The sequence below is a fragment of the Novosphingobium sp. SG720 genome (genome assembly GCF_012275365.1).
GTDB classification, from domain to species: Bacteria; Pseudomonadota; Alphaproteobacteria; order Sphingomonadales; family Sphingomonadaceae; genus Novosphingobium; species Novosphingobium rhizosphaerae.
This window is the reverse complement of record NZ_JAAZQN010000001.1, coordinates 1,356,490-1,374,552: the sequence shown is the minus strand read 5'-3', so window position 1 is coordinate 1,374,552 and position 18,063 is coordinate 1,356,490. Positions and strand designations below refer to the sequence as shown.

The following is an 18,063-nucleotide window of genomic DNA, read 5'->3' as shown; positions in this document are numbered from 1 at the left end:
CATATATTGGCCAGCAAATGGTTAATTCAGGGCTAAGAGCCGCCCCTTACGGCCGTTTTGATGGTAAAATTTTTCAAACCACCTGCACCGTAAGCGCCGCGTCATGCCAAGCATATGACAGCAGGAGATAATTTTTGCTCAATGGCGGCCATCCCATGCAGCCTGCCGCGCGCGCCCTTGCCTTTACCGGCAAACGTCGCCACATGGGCCGCATTGCTCGGCCGGGGCACTTCGCACCGGTGCGAGTCTTTGGCGCGAGCGCTTGCGAGACAGATGATCACCACCAACCCCTTCGAGGACCGCGACGGCGACAAGCTGCGCGAGGAATGCGGCATTTTCGGCGTGCTGGGCGCGCGCGACGCGGCGGCGATAACGGCGCTGGGGCTCCATGCCCTGCAGCATCGCGGCCAGGAAGCGGTGGGCATCACCAGCTTCGACGGGCAGGAATTCTATTCCCGCCGTGGCATCGGCCATGTCGCGCAGAACTTTTCCAGCGGCCAGGCGATCGCCGAACTGCCGGGCATGATGGCCGCAGGCCACGTACGCTATTCCACCACGGGCGGTTCGGGCCTGCGCAACGTGCAGCCGCTGTTTGCCGATCTGGCGGCCGGCGGTTTTGCCATCGCGCACAACGGCAACATCTCGAACGCCATGTTCCTCAAGCATGATCTGGTGCAGAAGGGGGCGATCTTCCAGTCCACTTCCGATACCGAAGTGATCATCCACCTTGTGGCCACCAGCCGCTATCCCACGCTGCTCGATCGCTTCGTCGATGCGCTGCGCCTGGTCGAAGGCGCGTATTCGCTGATCTGCATGACGCCCGAAGGCATGATCGCATGCCGCGATCCGCTCGGCATCCGTCCGCTGGTCATGGGCAAGCTGGGCGATGCGGTGATCTTTGCCAGTGAAAGCGTCGCGCTCGACGTGGTTGGCGCCGACATGGTGCGCGAAGTTGAGCCGGGCGAACTCGTCCAGGTGGCGCTCGACGGTTCGATCCAGACGCACCGCCCGTTCGGGGATACGCCGCAACGCCCGTGCATTTTCGAGCATGTCTATTTCAGCCGCCCGGATTCCATCCTGGGTGGCCGCTCGGTCTATGAAGTGCGCAAGGCCATCGGCATGCAGCTGGCGCTGGAAAACCCGGCCGATGCCGATCTGGTCATTCCCGTGCCCGACAGCGGCGTGCCTGCCGCGCTCGGCTATGCCCAGCAATCGGGCATTCCGTTCGAATTGGGCATCATCCGCTCGCACTATGTCGGCCGCACCTTCATCCAGCCGTCTGACGGCGCGCGCCACGCCGATGTGAAGCGCAAGCACAATGCCAACCGCGCCCTGGTGGCGGGCAAGCGCATCGTGCTGATCGACGATTCGATCGTGCGCGGCACCACCAGCCTCAAGATCGTGCAGATGATGCGCGAGGCCGGTGCCCGCGAAGTGCACTTCCGCGTCGCCAGCCCGCCGACCGAGCATTCGTGCTTCTATGGGGTCGACACGCCCGAGCGGTCCAAGCTGCTGGCCGCGCGGATGGACATTGCCGCCATGGCCGAATTCATCCAGGCCGACAGCCTCGCGTTCGTGTCGATCGACGGGCTCTATCGCGCCGTTGGCGAAGCGCAGCGCAGCAGCGCCTGCCCGCAATATTGCGATGCCTGCTTCACCGGTGACTATCCCACGCGTCTGACCGACCTGGGCGAGCGCGATCCGGGCTGTTCGCCGGTCAAGCTCAAGGCCAAGCCGGCCAAGGTCGCCTGACCGTGGCCGCCACCGATGCAAATACCCCGCTCGCCGGGCGCGTGGCGCTGGTCACTGGCGCCAGTCGCGGGATCGGCGCCGCCACGGCCCGGGCCCTGGCCGCGGCGGGCGCGCATGTCGTGCTCGTGGCGCGTGACGCGGCCGAGCTGGAAAAGGTGGAAGACGAAATCTTCCAGGCTGGTGGCCATGCCACCATTGCCCCGGTGGACCTGGCCGAACCCGATGGCGTGGCCCGCCTCGCTTCCGCGATTTCGGAACGCTGGGTCGCGCTCGATATCCTGGTGATCAACGCCGCCGTGCTGCCCGCCCTCACCCCGGTGTGGCAGATCGAGCCGCGCGATTTCAGCCGCGCCATCACGCTCAACGTGCTGGCCACGCATTCACTGATCAGCGCATTCCATCCCCTGCTCAAGGGCAGCCAGGATGCCCGCGTGATCGGGCTGACCAGCAGCGTCGGCGCGCAGCCGCGCGCCTATTGGGGGGCCTATGGCGCCACCAAGGCCGCGTTCGACAATCTCCTGGCCAGCTATGCCCAGGAAGTGGCGGCAATTTCCGGCATTCGTGTGGCCATCGTCGATCCCGGTGCCACGCGCACCAAGATGCGGGCCAAGGCCTATCCCGGCGAAAATCCATCCAGCGTCAAGCCGCCCGAAACGGTTGCCGCGCGCATCGCTGCGCTGGCGGCAGAGGATTTCGCCAGCCCGCATCGCGAGCGCGTGGACGCCCCGGCCTGAACGATGCCAAACGCGCATTGTGCAATGCGGCGTTTTGTAAAAGATTGCCATCGTAGGAAATCTTAGGATCGGCGCGCTGGCGTTAACCTGCTGGTAAGCCAATTTGCTCATGCTTCGCCAACGGCAGCGATCCGTTGCCGTGTCGAATCGATCAGCGGGTCACGGCCGATGCCAACTATCAAATGGCAGGAAAACTACGAAGCAGCCGCCAGCGACGATCGCTGCGCTCCTCGTTCACGCCTCGTCATTCCGTCCAAACTGCGCCGCCATGGCGCACGGGCGGTCCAGACGCTGGTGCTCGATCTTTCGCTTGCCGGCTTCTCCGCGCTCGCGCCGGCTCGCATCGCGCAAGGCAGCAAGGTCTATCTCACCCTCCCCGGCCTCGAATCGCGCGAGGCTGACGTGGTATGGTGGCACGCCGGGCTGGTGGGTTGCGCGTTTGCCAACCTCTTGTCGCAGCGTGAACATGATGCCCTGTTGCTGCGCTACAGCGGCGACGAAGGCGTGCCGGAACGCTGACCCGACCACGCGTGACGCAGCAGCCCAGCCGCTGCGTCAGCCGTGTTCCTTCATCTTGCCATGGGCTGCCAGCGCGCGGGCACGGGCCTGGGCGTGATCGATGATCTTGCCCGGATATCCGCCAGGGCGGCGCTGTGGATCATGAATCTCGGCATCGTCCAGCCCGGCCAGTTCGGGCACCCATTGGCGAATATAGGCCGCCGCATCGAACTTGGCCGATTGCGTCAGCGGCGCCATGATCCGCACGAACATGTTGGCATCCAGCCCGCTGCCGGCCACCCATTGCCAGTTGGTGGCATTGGCGCCGTAATCGGCATCGACCAGGGTATCCCAGAACCACTGCTCGCCCACGCGCCAGTCGATCAGCAGGTGCTTGATCAGGAAACTGGCCGCGATCATCCGCACGCGGTTGTGCATCCACCCGGTATGCCACAACTGCCGCATGCCCGCATCGACGATGGGATAGCCGGTTCGCCCCTGTTGCCAGGCGGCCAGATCCTTGGGCGCGTGGCGCCATGGCAGGGCGTCGAACGCTTCGCGGCCGTTGCGCACGCCATAGTCCGGGCATTGCAGGATCAGATTCTGGGCATAATCCCGCCAGCCCAGTTCGCTCAGGAATACGTCCACGCTGCCGCCTGCATCGGCCACCGCGTGCCAGGCCGTGGCCGGCGAAATCTCCCCGAAATGAAGGTGCGGCGACAGCATCGACGTGCCGGGGCATGACGGCAGGTTGCGCTGTTGGTCATAGCGCGCGGCACGGCCAACGAAGGCGTCGAGCCGCTCTTGCGCGCCAGCTTCGCCCGGCGTCCAGGTTTCGCGCATGCCCCCGGCCCAGTCCGGCTTCGTGGGCAAGAGCTGCCAATCGGCCAGATTGTCGCTCGCTGGCCAGAATGCCGGGGCGGGTAGCTGGCGCGGGGCGGGCTGCGGCGGTGGCGGCGGCAGTTGCTGCAGGCTGGCGCGCCAGAACGGCGTATAGATCTTGTAAGGCTGGCCGCTGCCGTTCTGCACCGTGCCGGGCGGCAGCAGGAAATTGCCATGGTGCAGCCGCAAGTCGAACGCCTTGCCCACCGCGCGCTCGGCCATGCGCCACCACGGTTCGTAATGATGCAGGGCATGCACCACGCGCGCACCGGTTTCCCGGCGGATCGCGGCGAGCGCCGCGTCGCATTTCCCGCGCCGCAGGATCAGGCGTGACCCGATCGCGCGCAGTTGCTGGTCCAGCGCATGCAGGCTGTGGTGCAGCCACCAGCGCGATGCCGCGCCCATGCGGCGATGCTTGGGGCTATCGTCATCCAGCACGTAAACGGGGATCACGGGGCCGCCGGCTGCCGCCGCGGCCACGAAGGCCGCCTGGTCGTGCAGGCGCAAATCGCGGCGCAGCCAGACAATTGTTGGGCTCGTCATGCCCTGCTATGTGGCGGCTATTGACGCACTTGGCCATGGCCAGCACCCTGCCCCTTGGTGCAGGGTGTGCTGTACAGCGTCCCCCGCGCCGCACGCCGTGCGCCGCAACCGGAGAAACCCGCCTTGGCCGATCTGCCTTCCGTTCACCCCGATGTGGTCGTCCGCCCGGATGTTCAGGCCTTCCTCGACTATCTGCGCCAGGCCGCTGCCAGCGGGGTGCCGGCCATGCACGAGATGCCCCTGGACCAGGCCCGCGCCGCCTATGTCGCCATGCAGCAGCTGGCCGACCTGCCGCCACGGCCCCTCGCCGTGATCCGGGACCTGGCGTGCCCCGGCCCGGCGGGCGACATTCCGCTGCGCCTGTATGACAGCCGCGAAAGCCGCGAGCCTGGCCCGGTGCTGGTGTTCTATCATGGCGGCGGGTTCGTTCTGGGCGGGTTGGACAGCCATCACCACGTGTGCACCGACATTGCCGCACAAGTGGATCTTCCGGTGATCGCGGTCGATTATCGCCTCGCGCCCGAGCATCCCTTTCCCGCCGCGCCCGACGATGCCGAAGCGGCCGCCCGCTGGATTGCCGGCAGCCCCGATGCGCTGGGCCGCACGGTGACCGGCCTTGTCCCGATCGGCGATTCGGCCGGTGGCAACCTGGCGATCGTCGTCACCCAGGCGCTGGTTGCGCAGCCGGCGGCCGCCCCGGTGATCGCGCAAGTGCCGATCTATCCGCTGACCGATGCCGTGGCAGGCCATGCCTCGTTCCACCAGTTTGCCGAAGGCTTCCTGCTGGATGCCAAGGTTATGCAATGGTTTGGCGAAGCCTATGCCGCGCCCGATGGTGCCCCGCGCGCCTTTCCGCTCAACAGCGGGCATGACCAGATGCCCCCCACAGTGCTAGTGACCGCAGGCCTTGATCCGATTCGCGATAGCGGACGGGTCTACGGCGCGGCCCTGGCACGCGCCGGATCGCCCCTGGTGTTCATGGAACGCACAGGAACGATCCACGGCTTTATCCAGGTGCGCAAGGCGATCCCCAGCGCGCAGACCGATCTGGACGCGATCCTGTCGGGCTTGCGCGGTGTACTCGACGCCCTGCGCCCGACTGCTTGAACAAGGACCACCTATCGATGAGTGCGGACCCCTTTGCCGCTCTTCCCTATCGCCCTTGCGTGGGGCTGATGATCGTCAATCCCCAAGGCCGCGTGTTCGTCGGCAAGCGCATCGACAACAAGGAAGGCGATGCCTGGCAAATGCCGCAGGGTGGCATCGACGAGGGCGAGGAACTCGTGCCTGCCGCGATGCGCGAACTGCATGAGGAAACCGGCCTGACCGCCGATCACGTCACCGTGCTGGCGCAAAGTCGCGAGGAACATTTCTACGACCTGCCGCCCGAACTGGTGGGCAAGTTGTGGCATGGCCGCTATCGCGGCCAGCGCCAGTCCTGGCTGCTGCTGCGCTTCAACGGGCAGGACAGCGACGTGGTGCTCGATGCCCACGACCCGGCCGAATTCTGCGAATGGAAATGGGTGGATCCCGAACAGTTGCCGGATCTGATCGTGCCGTTCAAACGCCGCGTCTACCGCCAAGTCGTCGACGAATTCCGCGCACTGATTTGATCGGCGGGGTTGTGCAAGGCTTCGCGCCACCCACAGCCCCCTCCTCTAAAGAGGATGGGGCTTAACCCTTCCACTCCCCCTTCTCTTCAGAGGAGGGGGTTGGGGGTGGTGGAAGCCTTGGACCGACGCCAAAGACCCAACTCCACCCCAAAAACCTCAGTTCGCCTGCACTTCCGGCTTGGGCGTCACCGTCTCGACTGCCACAACCTGTGGCTTGGGCCCGGCGGCCAGCGCCTTGCTGACCACGGCCGTTTCCGGGCAAGCCTTGCCGCACAGGCCCTCCAGCCTGGCAAGGCTGGCCTTGGCCTTGTCCACCGCGCCCTTTTCGGCCAGCGCGGCGCCTTCGCCGGCAATGGCGGAAAGATTGTTGGGCTCGCGCTCCAGCACGTTGCGATAATAGTGGATCGCCTTGCCCTGCAGGCCGGCCTGGCGCGAAGCATCGCCCAGCGCAACCAGGATGCCGGGGTTGGCCGGGTCGATCGCCAGGGCCGCTTCCAGGCTGTCGGTCGCCGCGTCAACTTCGCCCTTGGCCAAAGATGCACGCCCATCCTGCAACAGCGCCTGTGCACGCGGATCGAGAGGATCGCTGGTGCGGGCCGAACCAATGCTGCCGGTCACGGCCACAAGCAGGGACAGCGCAAGGGCCGCGGGCGTATAGCGCATCAAGAACTCCTTCAGCCGGGACTGCTCACCACGGCGATAGACCACCCTCATGGCCGATGGGTCTATCACAGACGCACCAGCCGCGCGAAGAAAAACCCGTCCGTACCGTCATGATACGGAGACAAACGCCAACCGCCACGATGCGGACGGCCCACCGCCATATCCAGCGGTTCGCACCTGAACCCGGGATGAGTCGCCAGGAACGCGGCCAGCCCATCGGCGCCCTCGGCATCGATCAGCGAGCAGGTGATGAAGACCAGCCGCCCCCCGGGCCGCACGAGCCCTGCCGCCACGGCCAGGACATGGGCCTGCATTTGGCCATAGCGTGCGATCGCCGCCGGCGTCAGGCGCCAGCGCGCCTCGGGATTGCGCCGCCAGGTACCCGTGCCCGAACAGGGCGCATCCACCAGCACGGCGTCGGCCTGTCCCTGCCAATCAGCCAGGATCGCATTTTCCTGCCCCGGATTGAGCAGCCGCGTTTCGACCAGGGCCCCGGCCCGCTCGGCACGCGGGGCCAGGCGCTGTAGGCGTGCCCGGTCGATATCGCAGGCCAGCAGGCGGCCGGTGTTCTGCATCGCAGCCGCCAGTGCCAGGGTCTTGCCGCCGGCCCCGGCGCACAAGTCCACAACGCTCTCACCCGGCTGCGCGTCCAGTGCCTGGCACGCGATCTGGCTGCCGGTGTCCTGCACTTCGAACAGGCCCTGGGCGAATTCCGGCCAGGTTTCCGCCTGCGTCCCCACGGGCAGGCGCAGCCCGTGGGGCGCCGCCGTCGCATCGGCCGCCACCGGCAGGCGCGCGGCCAGGCTTTCGCGGTCGATCTTCAAGGTATTGGCGCGCAGGTCCAGCGGCGCACGGCCCAGCAGCGCGCCCTGTTCCGCCGCATCAAGGCCCGACGCGGCCATTTCTGCCGCCAGCCAGCCCGGCATGGCCCCGCCCGTTGCCACCGGCTCTCCGGCGCGGATCGGCGCGGGGCCATAAGTCGATCCGTCAAACAGCGCGGCCAGGGCGGCATCGCCCTGCGCCAGCGCCAGCACCGCAGCGCGCCCCGATACGGGCACATCGCCACAGACGCGGATTGCCGCCCAGACCAGTTCGCGAATGGCGCGGCGGTCTTTCGACCCCACGAAGCGGCGCTGGCGAAACCATTCGGCCGCCAGCCGGTCGGCCGAAGCCCCCTGCCCGCGCGCGGCCGCGATCACTTCGTCAAGAATGTCGATCGCGGCCTGAACCCGCGCGGCCGGCGTCACCGGGTGGGGTAGTTCGGCGCCTCACGCGTGATCGTCACGTCGTGGACGTGGCTTTCCTTGAGGCCCGCGTTGGTGATGCGCACGAACTTGGCATTCTTGCGCAGATGCTCGATCGTGCCGCTGCCGGTATAGCCCATGGCCGCCTTGATGCCGCCCACCAGTTGGTGCACCACATCCTTGGCCGGCCCCTTGTAGGGCACCTGGCCTTCGATCCCTTCGGGCACCAGCTTCATCGAATCCTTGATGTCCTGCTGGAAATAGCGATCGGCCGAACCGCGCGCCATGGCTCCCACCGAACCCATGCCACGATAGGCCTTGTAGGCGCGGCCCTGGTAAATGAAGGTTTCGCCCGGCGCTTCCTCGGTGCCAGCCAGCATCGAACCGATCATGATCGAGCTGGCCCCGGCGGCAAGCGCCTTGGCCGCATCGCCCGACGTGCGCAGGCCGCCATCGCCGATCACCGGCACGCCGGACTTTTCCGCTTCGGCCGCGCATTCCATGATGGCGGTCAACTGCGGCACGCCCACGCCCGCCACGATGCGGGTGGTGCAGATCGAGCCGGGCCCGATGCCCACCTTGATGCCGTCAGCCCCGGCATCGATCAGCGCGCGGGTCGCTTCGGCGGTGGCAACGTTGCCGGCAATCACCTGCACGTCGTTGGACAGCTTCTTCACCGCCTCCACGGCGCGCGCCACGTCGCGGTTGTGGCCATGGGCGGTGTCGATGATGATCACATCGCATTCCGCATCGACCAGGGCATGGGTGCGGGCCAGGCCCTTTTCCCCCACGGTGGTGGCCGCCGCCACGCGCAGGCGCCCGGCGGCATCCTTGGTGGCGTTGGGATAAGTGACGGACTTCTCAATATCCTTCACCGTGATCAGCCCGATGCAGTGATAGGCATCGTCCACCACCAGCAGCTTTTCGATGCGGCGCTGGTGCAGCAGGCGGCGCGCTTCGTCCCCGCTCGTGCCCAGCTTTACCGTGGCGAGGTTTTCGTGCGTCATCAACTCGCGCACCGGCTGGGCCAGGTTGGCGGCAAAGCGCACGTCGCGGTTGGTCAGGATGCCCACCAGCTTGCCACCGGCTTCCACCACGGGAATGCCGCTGATGCGGTGCATGCTCATCAGCGCCTGGGCATCGCCCAGCGTGGCATCGGGCCCGATAGTGATCGGGTTGACGACCATGCCGCTTTCATAGCGCTTGACCGCGCGCACCGCGGCGGCCTGTTCCTCGACCGACAGGTTGCGGTGCAGCACGCCGATGCCGCCAAGCTGGGCCATGACGATGGCCATGTCGGCCTCGGTCACGGTGTCCATCGCCGACGAGAGTACGGGAATGTTCAGCGCGATCGCCTTGGTCAGGCGGGTGCGGGTATCGGCTTGCGAAGGCAGGATGTCTGACTCGGCCGGACGCAGCAGAACGTCGTCAAAGGTAAGGCCGAGAGGGATATCCATGTTAGCTGCCACTTCCTGTCCGGGTAGAATCGTGGCGGCCCATGTAATCAAGCCGGGAACAATTGGCTAGGGGGTTCGCCGGCTATTTGTCGGGGGGCTGGCGGGCAATGGCGAACCGGCTCCCGCATAGCGTCGCGGGTCGGCAAAATCGCGCACCAGTTCGGTGGTGATCAGCACATCGTCGGCCATGCCGGCATAGTTCACCTGGTTGGGCGTGTCGGCCGGGGTGTGATAGGCGCCGGCCATGAATCGCCCCAGCCGCGCCTCGTCGGCATAGCTGGTGCTGACCATGATTGCCGGCACGTCATGCTGCATCAGCACCCAGCTGTCCTGCCGCCGCACATAGGCATTGGCCGCCTGGCCATCGACCAGCTTGCGCTTCATCCGCGCCAGAACGCGGCCCACTTCCTCGTCCAGCGGCGTCATCCCCCGCCCGACGATCGCCACCGGTCCGCCCGGCGGCACCAGGCCGGTGCTGTCCACATTGAACGCCGCCACGATGCGGCCCAACGGCAAGGGCGGGTTTTCGGCAAAGGCCAGCGCACCCAGCAATCCCATCTCCTCGCCCGTGGTGGCCAGGACATAGATGTCGCGCTCGGGCATATCACGACCTTGGGGGCGCAGCGGGCCCCCGGCCATCACCTGGCGCGCCACTTCGGTGATCACGGCAACGCCGCTGGCATTGTCCACCGCGCCGGGGCAGATCGCGCCATTGTCAGCACAAACCCCGAAATGGTCCCAGTGCGCCACCAGCAGCACGGCGCCTGCCTCGGGATCACGGCCCGGAATGCGCCCCACCAGGTTGTGGGTCCGCACCCGCGTTTCCTTGCTCGTCGCCTCCAGCGTGGCCGTGGCACCGATCAGGCGCGGGGTAAAATCGGGCTGGTCGGCCTCTGCCTGTGCGGCGGCCAGGGCCTGGCCCGCCGCAGCGGGCGTGCCGCCGAGCAGGCGATCGGCCATGTCGGGCGTGACGAACGCCTCGATCTCGTTGTCCAGCCGCTCGCCCGCCAGCGCCGTCCCCGCCTTGCGGCGGCGCATCGCCACGTCATCCAGGCTGCGCGCGCCATCCAGCACCGTGATCACGGCCATCGCGCCGCCATCGAGCAACCGGCCAACCGCTTCATGGCCATCGGCGGCGCCATCGCCGCCGTCCCTGCCACGCAAGGCGCGCGTCGGCCGGCTCTTGCTGTCGAGCAGCAGGGCAACCCGGCCGGCCAGCTCGGTGCGCGAGGGCACCGTGCCATGTCCCACGAACAGCACCGGCGCGCTTTCCACCAGGTTGCGCACCCCCGACGTCACCACGAAGACGTCGCGCTCGTCGGCGAGCAAGTGCCGCCGCCCGCGCGTGAACGTGGCGCGCGACAGCACCGGCTCGCGCGCCACCAGTTCCACCGGGGCAAACCACGGATTGCCCGGCAGATTGGTGCCCGATTCCAGGCCCATCTCGAACCATTGCCGCGCCAGGTAGCGCAGCGTCTGCGTCTCCCCGTCGGTACCCGGCCGGCGCCCGCCGAACGCCGGGCTGGCCAATGTTTCGACATGGCCGCGCAGGCGCTGTTCCAACGAGGGGGCCACGGCCGCCGGGGCGGCAGACAGGCACAAGGGCGCTGCCAGCAGCGGTGCTGCCAGCAAGACCAGGGCCAGTGCCCGCAACACCCATGCGCCACGACTCATCGACAACCTCAAACGCTTGAGCGCAGTCCTCTTGCTGACAAAACCCACCAACGCGCGCAAGTTCCGAAACTGTAAAGCACGGTGAACCGATGTGGCGCGGTTTTTCGTGCATCGCCATACGGAACATTGTGCCACGCCAGCGCTTGCCATTTCGGCTATACGCTCACGCAAGCACAGCAACGGAAACAGGCACGCCATGCGGCTCGACGATTACGACAACAATATCGATGTGGAAGACCAGCGCGGCCAGGGCGGCGGCTTTTCCCTGGGCGGTGGCGGCGGTGGCGGTTTCCCGCTCGGCCTGATCTTCAGCCTGATCGGCTCGCGTTTCGGCATCCTGGGTATCCTGCTGGTTGTCGGTGCCTCGTTCCTGTTCGGCGGCCTGCCGCGCCAGTTGGCAGGTCCAGTGGGCGAAACCCCATCGCAACAGGTTGGCCGGCCCGGCGGCGAAACGCTGGCCCAGGCCTGCGATGTCAACGCGTTCAGTCATGAAAGCTGCAACGCCCTGTCCTCGCTCAACAAGACATGGAAGCCACTGCTGGCAACTGAAAACGTCGCGTTCCGCGCACCCAAGCTGGTGTTCTATTCCAGCCAGGGCTCGTCGGGCTGCGGCGCGGCACAAAGCGCGATGGGCCCGTTCTATTGCCCCAGTGACCAGGGCATCTACATCGACACCGATTTCTATACCGAGCTGGACAAGAAACTGGGCGCGGGCGGCGATTTCGCACGCGTCTATGTCATGGCGCACGAATATGGCCACCACATCCAGAACCTGGTCGGCACTTCTGCCAAGGTCACGCGCGCGCAGCGGGCCAATCCCGACGCCGCCAATCCCCTGTCGGTGCGGCTTGAGCTTCAGGCCGATTGCTACGCCGGGGTCTGGGCCGCGCAGAATCGCGCGCGGATCGAGCCGGGCGACGTGGAGGAAGGCCTGCGTGCCGCGCACCAGATCGGCGACGACACATTGATGAAGGCCGCCGGGCGCACGCCGGTGGAAGCAGCGTTCACCCACGGCACCGCCGCGCAGCGCATGACCTGGCTGCGCAAGGGCCTGGACAGCGGCAACCCGGCGGCGTGCAACACCTTCACCGATGGCGCGGTGTAAGGCGGTCGCAACGCCTTGTCAGGAACCTTGCCCGGCTTGCCGCGTAATGCGGGGAAACCGGGGAGTTTTACCAATTATGTTCGCACACCGCCTTGCCACCCGCGCCGCCCTGTTCGGCGCGCTGGCCCCGCTCGCCCTCGCCGGGCTCAACGCCCAGGCCCAGACCGCTGTCGCCCCCAAGGATGCCAAGGTCGGCGATGTCGTCGCCACGCCGCTCGAAACCGTCAATCTCAAGAAGGAAGACATCCCGCCGATCCTGCTCAAGGCGCGGCAATCGCCCTATACGCTGGTCGGCCTCAAGGGCTGCTCTGCGATCTCGGGCGAAATCCGCCGGCTTGATGCCGTGCTGGGCGACGATATCGACATCGCCGACTATACCAAGGGCGGCATGATGGTGGGCAACACAGCCAAGTCGATCGTCGGCTCGCTGATCCCGTTCGGCGGCATCATTCGCGAAATCTCCGGCGCCAACGAAGCGCAGCGGCAGTGGCAGGTGGCGCTGTTCGCCGGCACCGCGCGTCGGTCGTTCCTCAAGGGCGTGGGCCAGTCGCGCGGCTGCCCCTATCCGGCACGTGCTGCCACGGCCAAGGACGCCAAGGCCATCGCCGCCACCCGTGCGCGCGAAGCGGCCGCGGCCGAGGCTGCAAAGCAAAAGGAAAAGCAGGACAAGCGCAACCGCTGAGCCTGTTCCCCCGGCTCTGCCGCTGGCAGCGCCGGGGGTTTTGCTCAGACGAAGATGATGTCGGAAAGATGCAAGTCGGGCGCGTGATTGAGCGTGGCGATACGGATCGCCTTGCCACTGCCGCTGCCATCGGCGTCGTACCATAGGTTGCCAGTCGCCTGGTCATAGACCAGGCTCTGCACCGGGTTGGCCGCCCGCGTGCCATAGCCGAATTCCACCGCCGGCACAGCGCCGGCATGGGCGCCGGGAAATCCGTCGTCGAACGCGCCCAGGGCAAGAGCGATCTTGTCCACGCCCGTGGTGAAATCGGTGATCGCCATGCGACTCGCCGCTTCGGGCCGCAGATCGAACAGAAACGTGTCGCTGCCCGCCCCGCCGGTGACGACGTCCACCCCGCCGCCACCGCTCAGCACGTTGTTGCCGCTGTTGCCGACGATCACGTTGTTGGCCGCGTTGCCTGTGCCCTTCAGGTTGCCCGCGCCTTCCACCAGCGTCAGCCGCTCCACTCCATCGGTCAGCGTGTAGCTGACCCGGGCATAGACCTTGTCGATGCCGGCATCGCCGGCATTCTCAAGAACCCGATCGTTCGGGCTATCGACGTAATACGTATCGCTACCAGCGCCCCCGGTCATGCTATCCCCAGCGGCCCCGCCATCGAGCAGATCATCGCCATCGCCGCCCAGCAACACGTCCTTGCCGGCGCCACCATAGAGCTTGTCGTTGCCCGCGCCGCCTTCCAGGCGATCCGCGCCGGCGCCACCATCGAGCACGTCGTGGCCACCGCCACCCAGCAAGGTGTCGTTACCTTCCGCGCCCTTGATAGTGTCGTCGCCCCCCGCGCCTTCAAGGCGGTTGTCCGCCTTGCTGCCATAGATCGTGTCGTTGAAATCGGATCCGATCGCGTTTTCGATTTCCTTGAGCACCACTGTGCCAGCGGAAATCGTATCGATCGGCTTCGTCGTTGCCAGCGTGACATAGACGCCGCCTACCGCATCGGCAAAACTCACCGTATCGATCCCGTCGCCGCCGACGATCGTGTCGTTGCCGCCGTGGCCCAGGAACAAGTCGTCCTTGTCGGTTCCGGTCAACTTGTCGGCACCACTGGTGCCTTCGAATGTCTGGCCTGCATTGGCATAAAACTCTTGGCTATGCAGCTTGGAATTCGCGTCCTGCCACAACACCTTGAAGCCACCATCAGGTGTACCGATCACCTGGGCGTTCATCTGGTCGCCGGCCGTCGTGGTGTTGACGATTTGCTCGGCGCTGGTGTCAGCCCCACTTGCATCGAACGCGCGAACTGAAATCTCGCTAAAACCGTCGGTACCAACGCTGGCATTCTTGCTTGCCCAGACAATGGCGAACCCGCCATCAGCCAGTCCGGCCACGTCTGTCGACCCAACAAAGCGCGGACCATCCTGACTAATGATAATGTCCTGAGTTGCGGCCAGGCCCTTGGCATCGAACACTTGCGCGTGAAGCGTTCCCAAACCCGCATAACCGTTGCTCGATTTGTTCTCCGACCAGGTGACCACGAAGCCACCATCGGCCAGCGCCGCCACCTGCAATTCCGAGGGGTTTAGCGAGTAATCAAGCGGCAGAATCGTGGGTGCCACTACTGCAACGCCGTCCAGACCCCGAATGGAAATCGTAAAGCCATGCTGGCCAGACCGCACGCCGTTGTCCCAAGCGGTTGTCAGTAATGAGCCGTCAGCCAACTCCGTCAGAGTAGGTGGCATGTCGCGACCGGAATAGGACGCGAATACCTCTGCGCCGACGCTGCCAGTGGCTAAATCAATGATGTGGAACGTGGCCCTCGTATCTCCTGAACTGAAAACGACGTTGTCGACGACAGCGATCTTGCCGGCATTCGCGCCAGTCAGCGATACGACTGATACTTCCGAAAGGCTGATAGAGCTGAACCGAGGCGAAATTGTATAAGTCCCCGTGCTCACGCCATTCGATGCGTTGGTGTCAGCGATATTGAGAACAATGCTGTCGCCATTGCTCGATGGCTCCGCAACCGTAATAAGATTGCCGTCGGCGAGGCCAAAGACTTTGGAGGCATGCAACGTGATCGCGGTGCCCTCTGCAGCCCCGCTGCCATCAAAGATCGTATAGGTATAATTGCCGGAATTGGGGTTGGTGCGATCTTCGCTCTGAACCAGCACGTCGCCATCGGCAAGCAAGCTGCCAAAGGCATGGTATTGCTGCTGCGCTGACAGCTGAAGCGTCACTTCCGAGCCATTGCGATAAAACGTCATTGAAATCCCCGTTCGTCCTGGCTCGCGCCGAGGAAGGGTTGATATTGTATCGCTATGTTACAGTCGAGTGGTATGCACCAAAATGGACGACAAAAAAGCCGGGGTGTCGCCACCCCGGCTTTTCCGTAAATAACGCTGAGCGAACCGATCAGTACACGCGCGCCTTCGGCTTGATGTACTGCACGTCGTCGGTCAGCGTATATTCGTGCACGGGACGGTAATCGAGCTTGATGTCGCCGCTCTTGCCGCCCCAACCATCGAACCAGCCCACGGTGTGCTTCATCCAGTTGGCGTCGTCGCGGTTGGGGAAGTCTTCGTGCGCATGGGCGCCGCGGCTTTCCTTGCGGTTGTATGCCGAATGCATCGTGACCGAAGCCTGGCTGATCAGGTTGTCGAGTTCCAGCGTTTCCACCAGGTCCGAGTTCCAGATCAGCGAGCGGTCCGAAACGCCGATGTCCTGCATCGAGGCATAGATCTCACCCAGCTTCTGCTTGCCTTCGGCCATCAGCTCGTCGGTGCGGAACACCGCCGCGTGCTGGCTCATCGCGCGCTGCATCTCGGTGCGGATCTTGGCCGTGGGCGAACCGCCCTTGGCGTTACGGAAGTGGTCGAGGCGGGACAGTGCCAGGTCGGCGCTGTCCTTGGGCAGCGACTGGTGCGCCGTGCCCGGCTTGATCAGTTCCTTGAGGCGCAGGCCCGTGGCGCGGCCAAACACGACAAGGTCGATCAGCGAGTTGGAGCCCAGGCGGTTGGCGCCGTGCACCGAAACGCAGGCCGCTTCGCCCACGGCGAACAAGCCCGGCACCACGGTTTCGGGATTGCCATCGGCCCCGATGGTCATCACTTCGCCGTGATAGTTGGTGGGAATGCCACCCATGTTGTAGTGCACGGTCGGCACCACCGGCAGCGGCTGGCGCGTCAGGTCAACGCCGGCAAAGATCTTGCCGCTTTCGGTGATCCCCGGCAGACGCTCGGCCAGCACCTTGGCGTCGATGTGGTCGAGGTGCAGGTAGATGTGGTCCTTGTGCGGACCCACGCCGCGCCCCTCGCGAATTTCCAGCGCCATCGAGCGCGACACCACGTCGCGGCTGGCCAGGTCCTTGGCCGACGGGGCATAGCGTTCCATGAACCGCTCGCCTTCGGAGTTGGTGAGATAGCCACCTTCCCCGCGCGCGCCTTCCGTGATCAGCACGCCCGCGCCATAGATGCCGGTGGGGTGGAACTGCACGAATTCCATGTCCTGCAGCGGCAGGCCGGCGCGCAGCACCATGCCGCCACCGTCGCCGGTGCAGGTATGGGCCGACGTGGCGGTGAAATAGCAACGGCCATAGCCGCCGGTCGCCAGCACCACGGCATGGCCACGGAAGCGATGGATCGAACCGTCGTCCATGCACAGCGCGATCACACCACGGCATTCGCCGTTTTCCATGATCAGGTCGATGGCGAAGTATTCGATGAAGAAGTCGGCATCATACTTCAGGCTCTGCTGATAGAGCGCGTGAAGCATGGCATGGCCGGTGCGGTCGGCCGCGGCGCAAGTGCGCTGCACCGGCGGGCCTTCGCCCATGTTCTGCATGTGGCCGCCGAACGGACGCTGATAGATCGTGCCATCGGCGTTGCGGCTGAACGGCACGCCGGCGTGCTCGAGTTCATAGACCGCCGCCGGGGCTTCGCGCACCATGTATTCGATGGCGTCCTGGTCGCCCAGCCAGTCAGACCCCTTGACGGTGTCGTACATGTGCCAGGTCCAGTGATCGGGCGTGTTGTTCTGCAGCGAAGCGGCAATCCCGCCCTGCGCCGCAACGGTGTGCGAGCGCGTGGGGAACACCTTGGTGATGCAGGCGGTGCGCAGGCCGGCCTGGGCCGAGCCCATCGTGGCGCGCAGGCCCGAACCGCCCGCGCCGACAACGACGGTGTCATAGGTATGATCGATGATCTTGTAGGCAGCAGACATGGCTTACGCGGCCCCCAATGCGATGCGGATGATCGAGACGATGCCGAACACGGCAGCGGCGGCAGGCACGAAGTTGATCAGCAGCCAGGAAGCCACCTTGCCGCCTTCTTCGTGGATATAGTCTTCCAGCATGACCTGCACGCCCAGGCGCGCGTGGTACAGCGTGTTGACCACCAGCAGCACCAGCATCGTGGCGCTGAGCGGCTTGGCCGCCCAGCCATGCAGCGTGACGAAATCGTGCGCGGGAAGCAGTGCCAGGCTCACGCCCAGGAAGGGGATGAGGATCAGGTTGCCCACGGCCGTCAGCCGCTGGGCCAGCCAGTGATGCGTGCCGGCGTGGCTGGAACCCAGCCCCCGCACGCGTCCGATCGAAGTTCCGTTACCCATGGTACCTCCGAAAATCAGGAAAGGGCGTGCCGGCGCTCAGCGCAGCAGCACGAAGCCCCAGAACAGAGCCGTAAGACCGACAGACGCGATCAACGTGAAGACCGACCAACGGGCATTGACCGAAAGTTCGTAGCCAACGCCGATGTCGAGCACGAGGTGGCGGATGCCGGTGGCAGCATGCTGGAAGAACGCCCAGGACAGGCCCACCAGCACGATCTTGCCCAGGATCGCGGTCACGGCGGAAAGGCCGCCGCTGGCGCCGGTCCACACGTAGGTGATGAATGTTTCATAGGCTTCCGGGCCGCTGGCAATCGAACCCAGCCACCACAGCAGCAGCGAAAGGCCCACGAAGGCCAGGCCGTTGCCGGTAACGCGGTGGAGGATGGAGACCAGCATGGCCGGACCCCAGCGCCAGATCTGGAGGTGCGGCGAAAGTGGCCGGTTGCTGCGCGCCAGCGCCATGGAACTTCCCCTTCTTATCGCAAAGGCGACCGGGATGAGGTTTCCGGTCAGGACGAGTCGCTATTAGTCGAAAAGCCCCGGGGTGCAAGCCGGCGAAAGGGTGAAGCCGAATTCGTATGTTGTCATGCGGCAGGATCGCGCGCAAACCACAG

Annotated in this window: 16 protein-coding genes; 7 read left to right on the top strand and 9 right to left on the bottom strand. The window is 65.6% G+C overall.

The genetic code is table 11. From position 1 onward, the window contains the following. Positions 1–273: 273 nt before the first annotated feature. The 3 genes from purF (at position 274) to FHW94_RS06205 (ending at position 3,005) form a co-directional block, all read left to right on the top strand. On the top strand, positions 274–1,752 hold the full coding sequence (gene purF, locus FHW94_RS06215) for an amidophosphoribosyltransferase (protein WP_168554819.1): 1,479 nt from the start codon (positions 274–276) through the stop codon (positions 1,750–1,752). Positions 1,753–1,754: 2 nt separating this feature from the next. After that, a complete protein-coding gene (locus FHW94_RS06210; protein ID WP_168554818.1) occupies positions 1,755–2,486 on the top strand; it encodes an SDR family NAD(P)-dependent oxidoreductase in 732 nt (243 codons plus the stop codon). A 168-nt stretch (positions 2,487–2,654) separates the two neighbouring features. Beyond that, positions 2,655–3,005: a PilZ domain-containing protein gene (locus FHW94_RS06205; RefSeq protein WP_168554817.1), complete on the top strand. Its 351-nt coding sequence runs from the start codon at positions 2,655–2,657 to the stop codon at positions 3,003–3,005. A 36-nt stretch (positions 3,006–3,041) separates the two neighbouring features. On the opposite strand, the gene FHW94_RS06200 is transcribed toward FHW94_RS06205, so the two are convergent. Continuing rightward, positions 3,042–4,409 carry a deoxyribodipyrimidine photo-lyase gene (locus tag FHW94_RS06200; protein WP_168554816.1) on the bottom strand — a complete coding sequence of 456 codons (1,368 nt, stop codon included), beginning with the start codon at positions 4,407–4,409 and terminating at the stop codon, positions 3,042–3,044. A 123-nt stretch (positions 4,410–4,532) separates the two neighbouring features. Here FHW94_RS06200 and FHW94_RS06195 point away from each other — a divergent pair, with 123 nt between their 5' ends. Together FHW94_RS06195 and FHW94_RS06190 are read left to right on the top strand one after the other, a co-directional pair. Continuing rightward, positions 4,533–5,516 (top strand): alpha/beta hydrolase, encoded by a 984-nt coding sequence (locus tag FHW94_RS06195; RefSeq protein ID WP_246865902.1) that lies wholly within the window; start codon positions 4,533–4,535, stop codon positions 5,514–5,516. A 17-nt stretch (positions 5,517–5,533) separates the two neighbouring features. Next, on the top strand, positions 5,534–6,022 hold the full coding sequence (locus FHW94_RS06190) for an RNA pyrophosphohydrolase (RefSeq protein WP_168554815.1): 489 nt from the start codon (positions 5,534–5,536) through the stop codon (positions 6,020–6,022). 156 nt (positions 6,023–6,178) lie between these two features. On the opposite strand, the gene FHW94_RS06185 is transcribed toward FHW94_RS06190, so the two are convergent. The 4 genes from FHW94_RS06185 to FHW94_RS06170 form a co-directional block, all read right to left on the bottom strand. After that, entirely contained in the window at positions 6,179–6,685 is a 507-nt protein-coding gene (locus tag FHW94_RS06185) for a hypothetical protein (RefSeq protein ID WP_246865901.1), read from the bottom strand. A gap of 65 nt (positions 6,686–6,750) precedes the next feature. Beyond that, the gene (locus FHW94_RS06180; protein WP_168554813.1) at positions 6,751–7,932 is read right to left on the bottom strand and encodes an RsmB/NOP family class I SAM-dependent RNA methyltransferase; all 1,182 of its coding nucleotides are present in this window, start codon (positions 7,930–7,932) and stop codon (positions 6,751–6,753) included. Continuing rightward, positions 7,929–9,386, bottom strand: a complete 1,458-nt coding sequence (gene guaB, locus FHW94_RS06175) for an IMP dehydrogenase (RefSeq protein WP_168554812.1) — start codon at positions 9,384–9,386, stop codon at positions 7,929–7,931. The genes FHW94_RS06180 and guaB overlap by 4 nt, the downstream gene beginning before the upstream one ends. Positions 9,387–9,452: 66 nt before the next feature. Further along, positions 9,453–11,060: a M28 family peptidase gene (locus tag FHW94_RS06170; RefSeq protein ID WP_210425460.1), complete on the bottom strand. Its 1,608-nt coding sequence runs from the start codon at positions 11,058–11,060 to the stop codon at positions 9,453–9,455. A gap of 196 nt (positions 11,061–11,256) precedes the next feature. Here FHW94_RS06170 and FHW94_RS06165 point away from each other — a divergent pair, with 196 nt between their 5' ends. Then, positions 11,257–12,165, top strand: a complete 909-nt coding sequence (locus FHW94_RS06165) for a neutral zinc metallopeptidase (protein WP_168554811.1) — start codon at positions 11,257–11,259, stop codon at positions 12,163–12,165. Between the two features lie 76 nt (positions 12,166–12,241). After that, on the top strand, positions 12,242–12,847 hold the full coding sequence (locus tag FHW94_RS06160) for a hypothetical protein (protein WP_168554810.1): 606 nt from the start codon (positions 12,242–12,244) through the stop codon (positions 12,845–12,847). A gap of 44 nt (positions 12,848–12,891) precedes the next feature. On the opposite strand, the gene FHW94_RS06155 is transcribed toward FHW94_RS06160, so the two are convergent. From FHW94_RS06155 to sdhC, 4 genes are all read right to left on the bottom strand, one after another. Next, positions 12,892–15,108 (bottom strand): calcium-binding protein, encoded by a 2,217-nt coding sequence (locus FHW94_RS06155; RefSeq protein WP_168554809.1) that lies wholly within the window; start codon positions 15,106–15,108, stop codon positions 12,892–12,894. Positions 15,109–15,256: 148 nt separating this feature from the next. After that, positions 15,257–17,062 (bottom strand): succinate dehydrogenase flavoprotein subunit, encoded by a 1,806-nt coding sequence (gene sdhA / locus FHW94_RS06150; protein WP_168554808.1) that lies wholly within the window; start codon positions 17,060–17,062, stop codon positions 15,257–15,259. Between the two features lie 3 nt (positions 17,063–17,065). Continuing rightward, positions 17,066–17,449, bottom strand: a complete 384-nt coding sequence (gene sdhD / locus FHW94_RS06145; protein ID WP_168554807.1) for a succinate dehydrogenase, hydrophobic membrane anchor protein — start codon at positions 17,447–17,449, stop codon at positions 17,066–17,068. A 36-nt stretch (positions 17,450–17,485) separates the two neighbouring features. Then, on the bottom strand, positions 17,486–17,911 hold the full coding sequence (gene sdhC, locus FHW94_RS06140) for a succinate dehydrogenase, cytochrome b556 subunit (protein ID WP_168554806.1): 426 nt from the start codon (positions 17,909–17,911) through the stop codon (positions 17,486–17,488). Positions 17,912–18,063 lie beyond the last annotated feature (152 nt).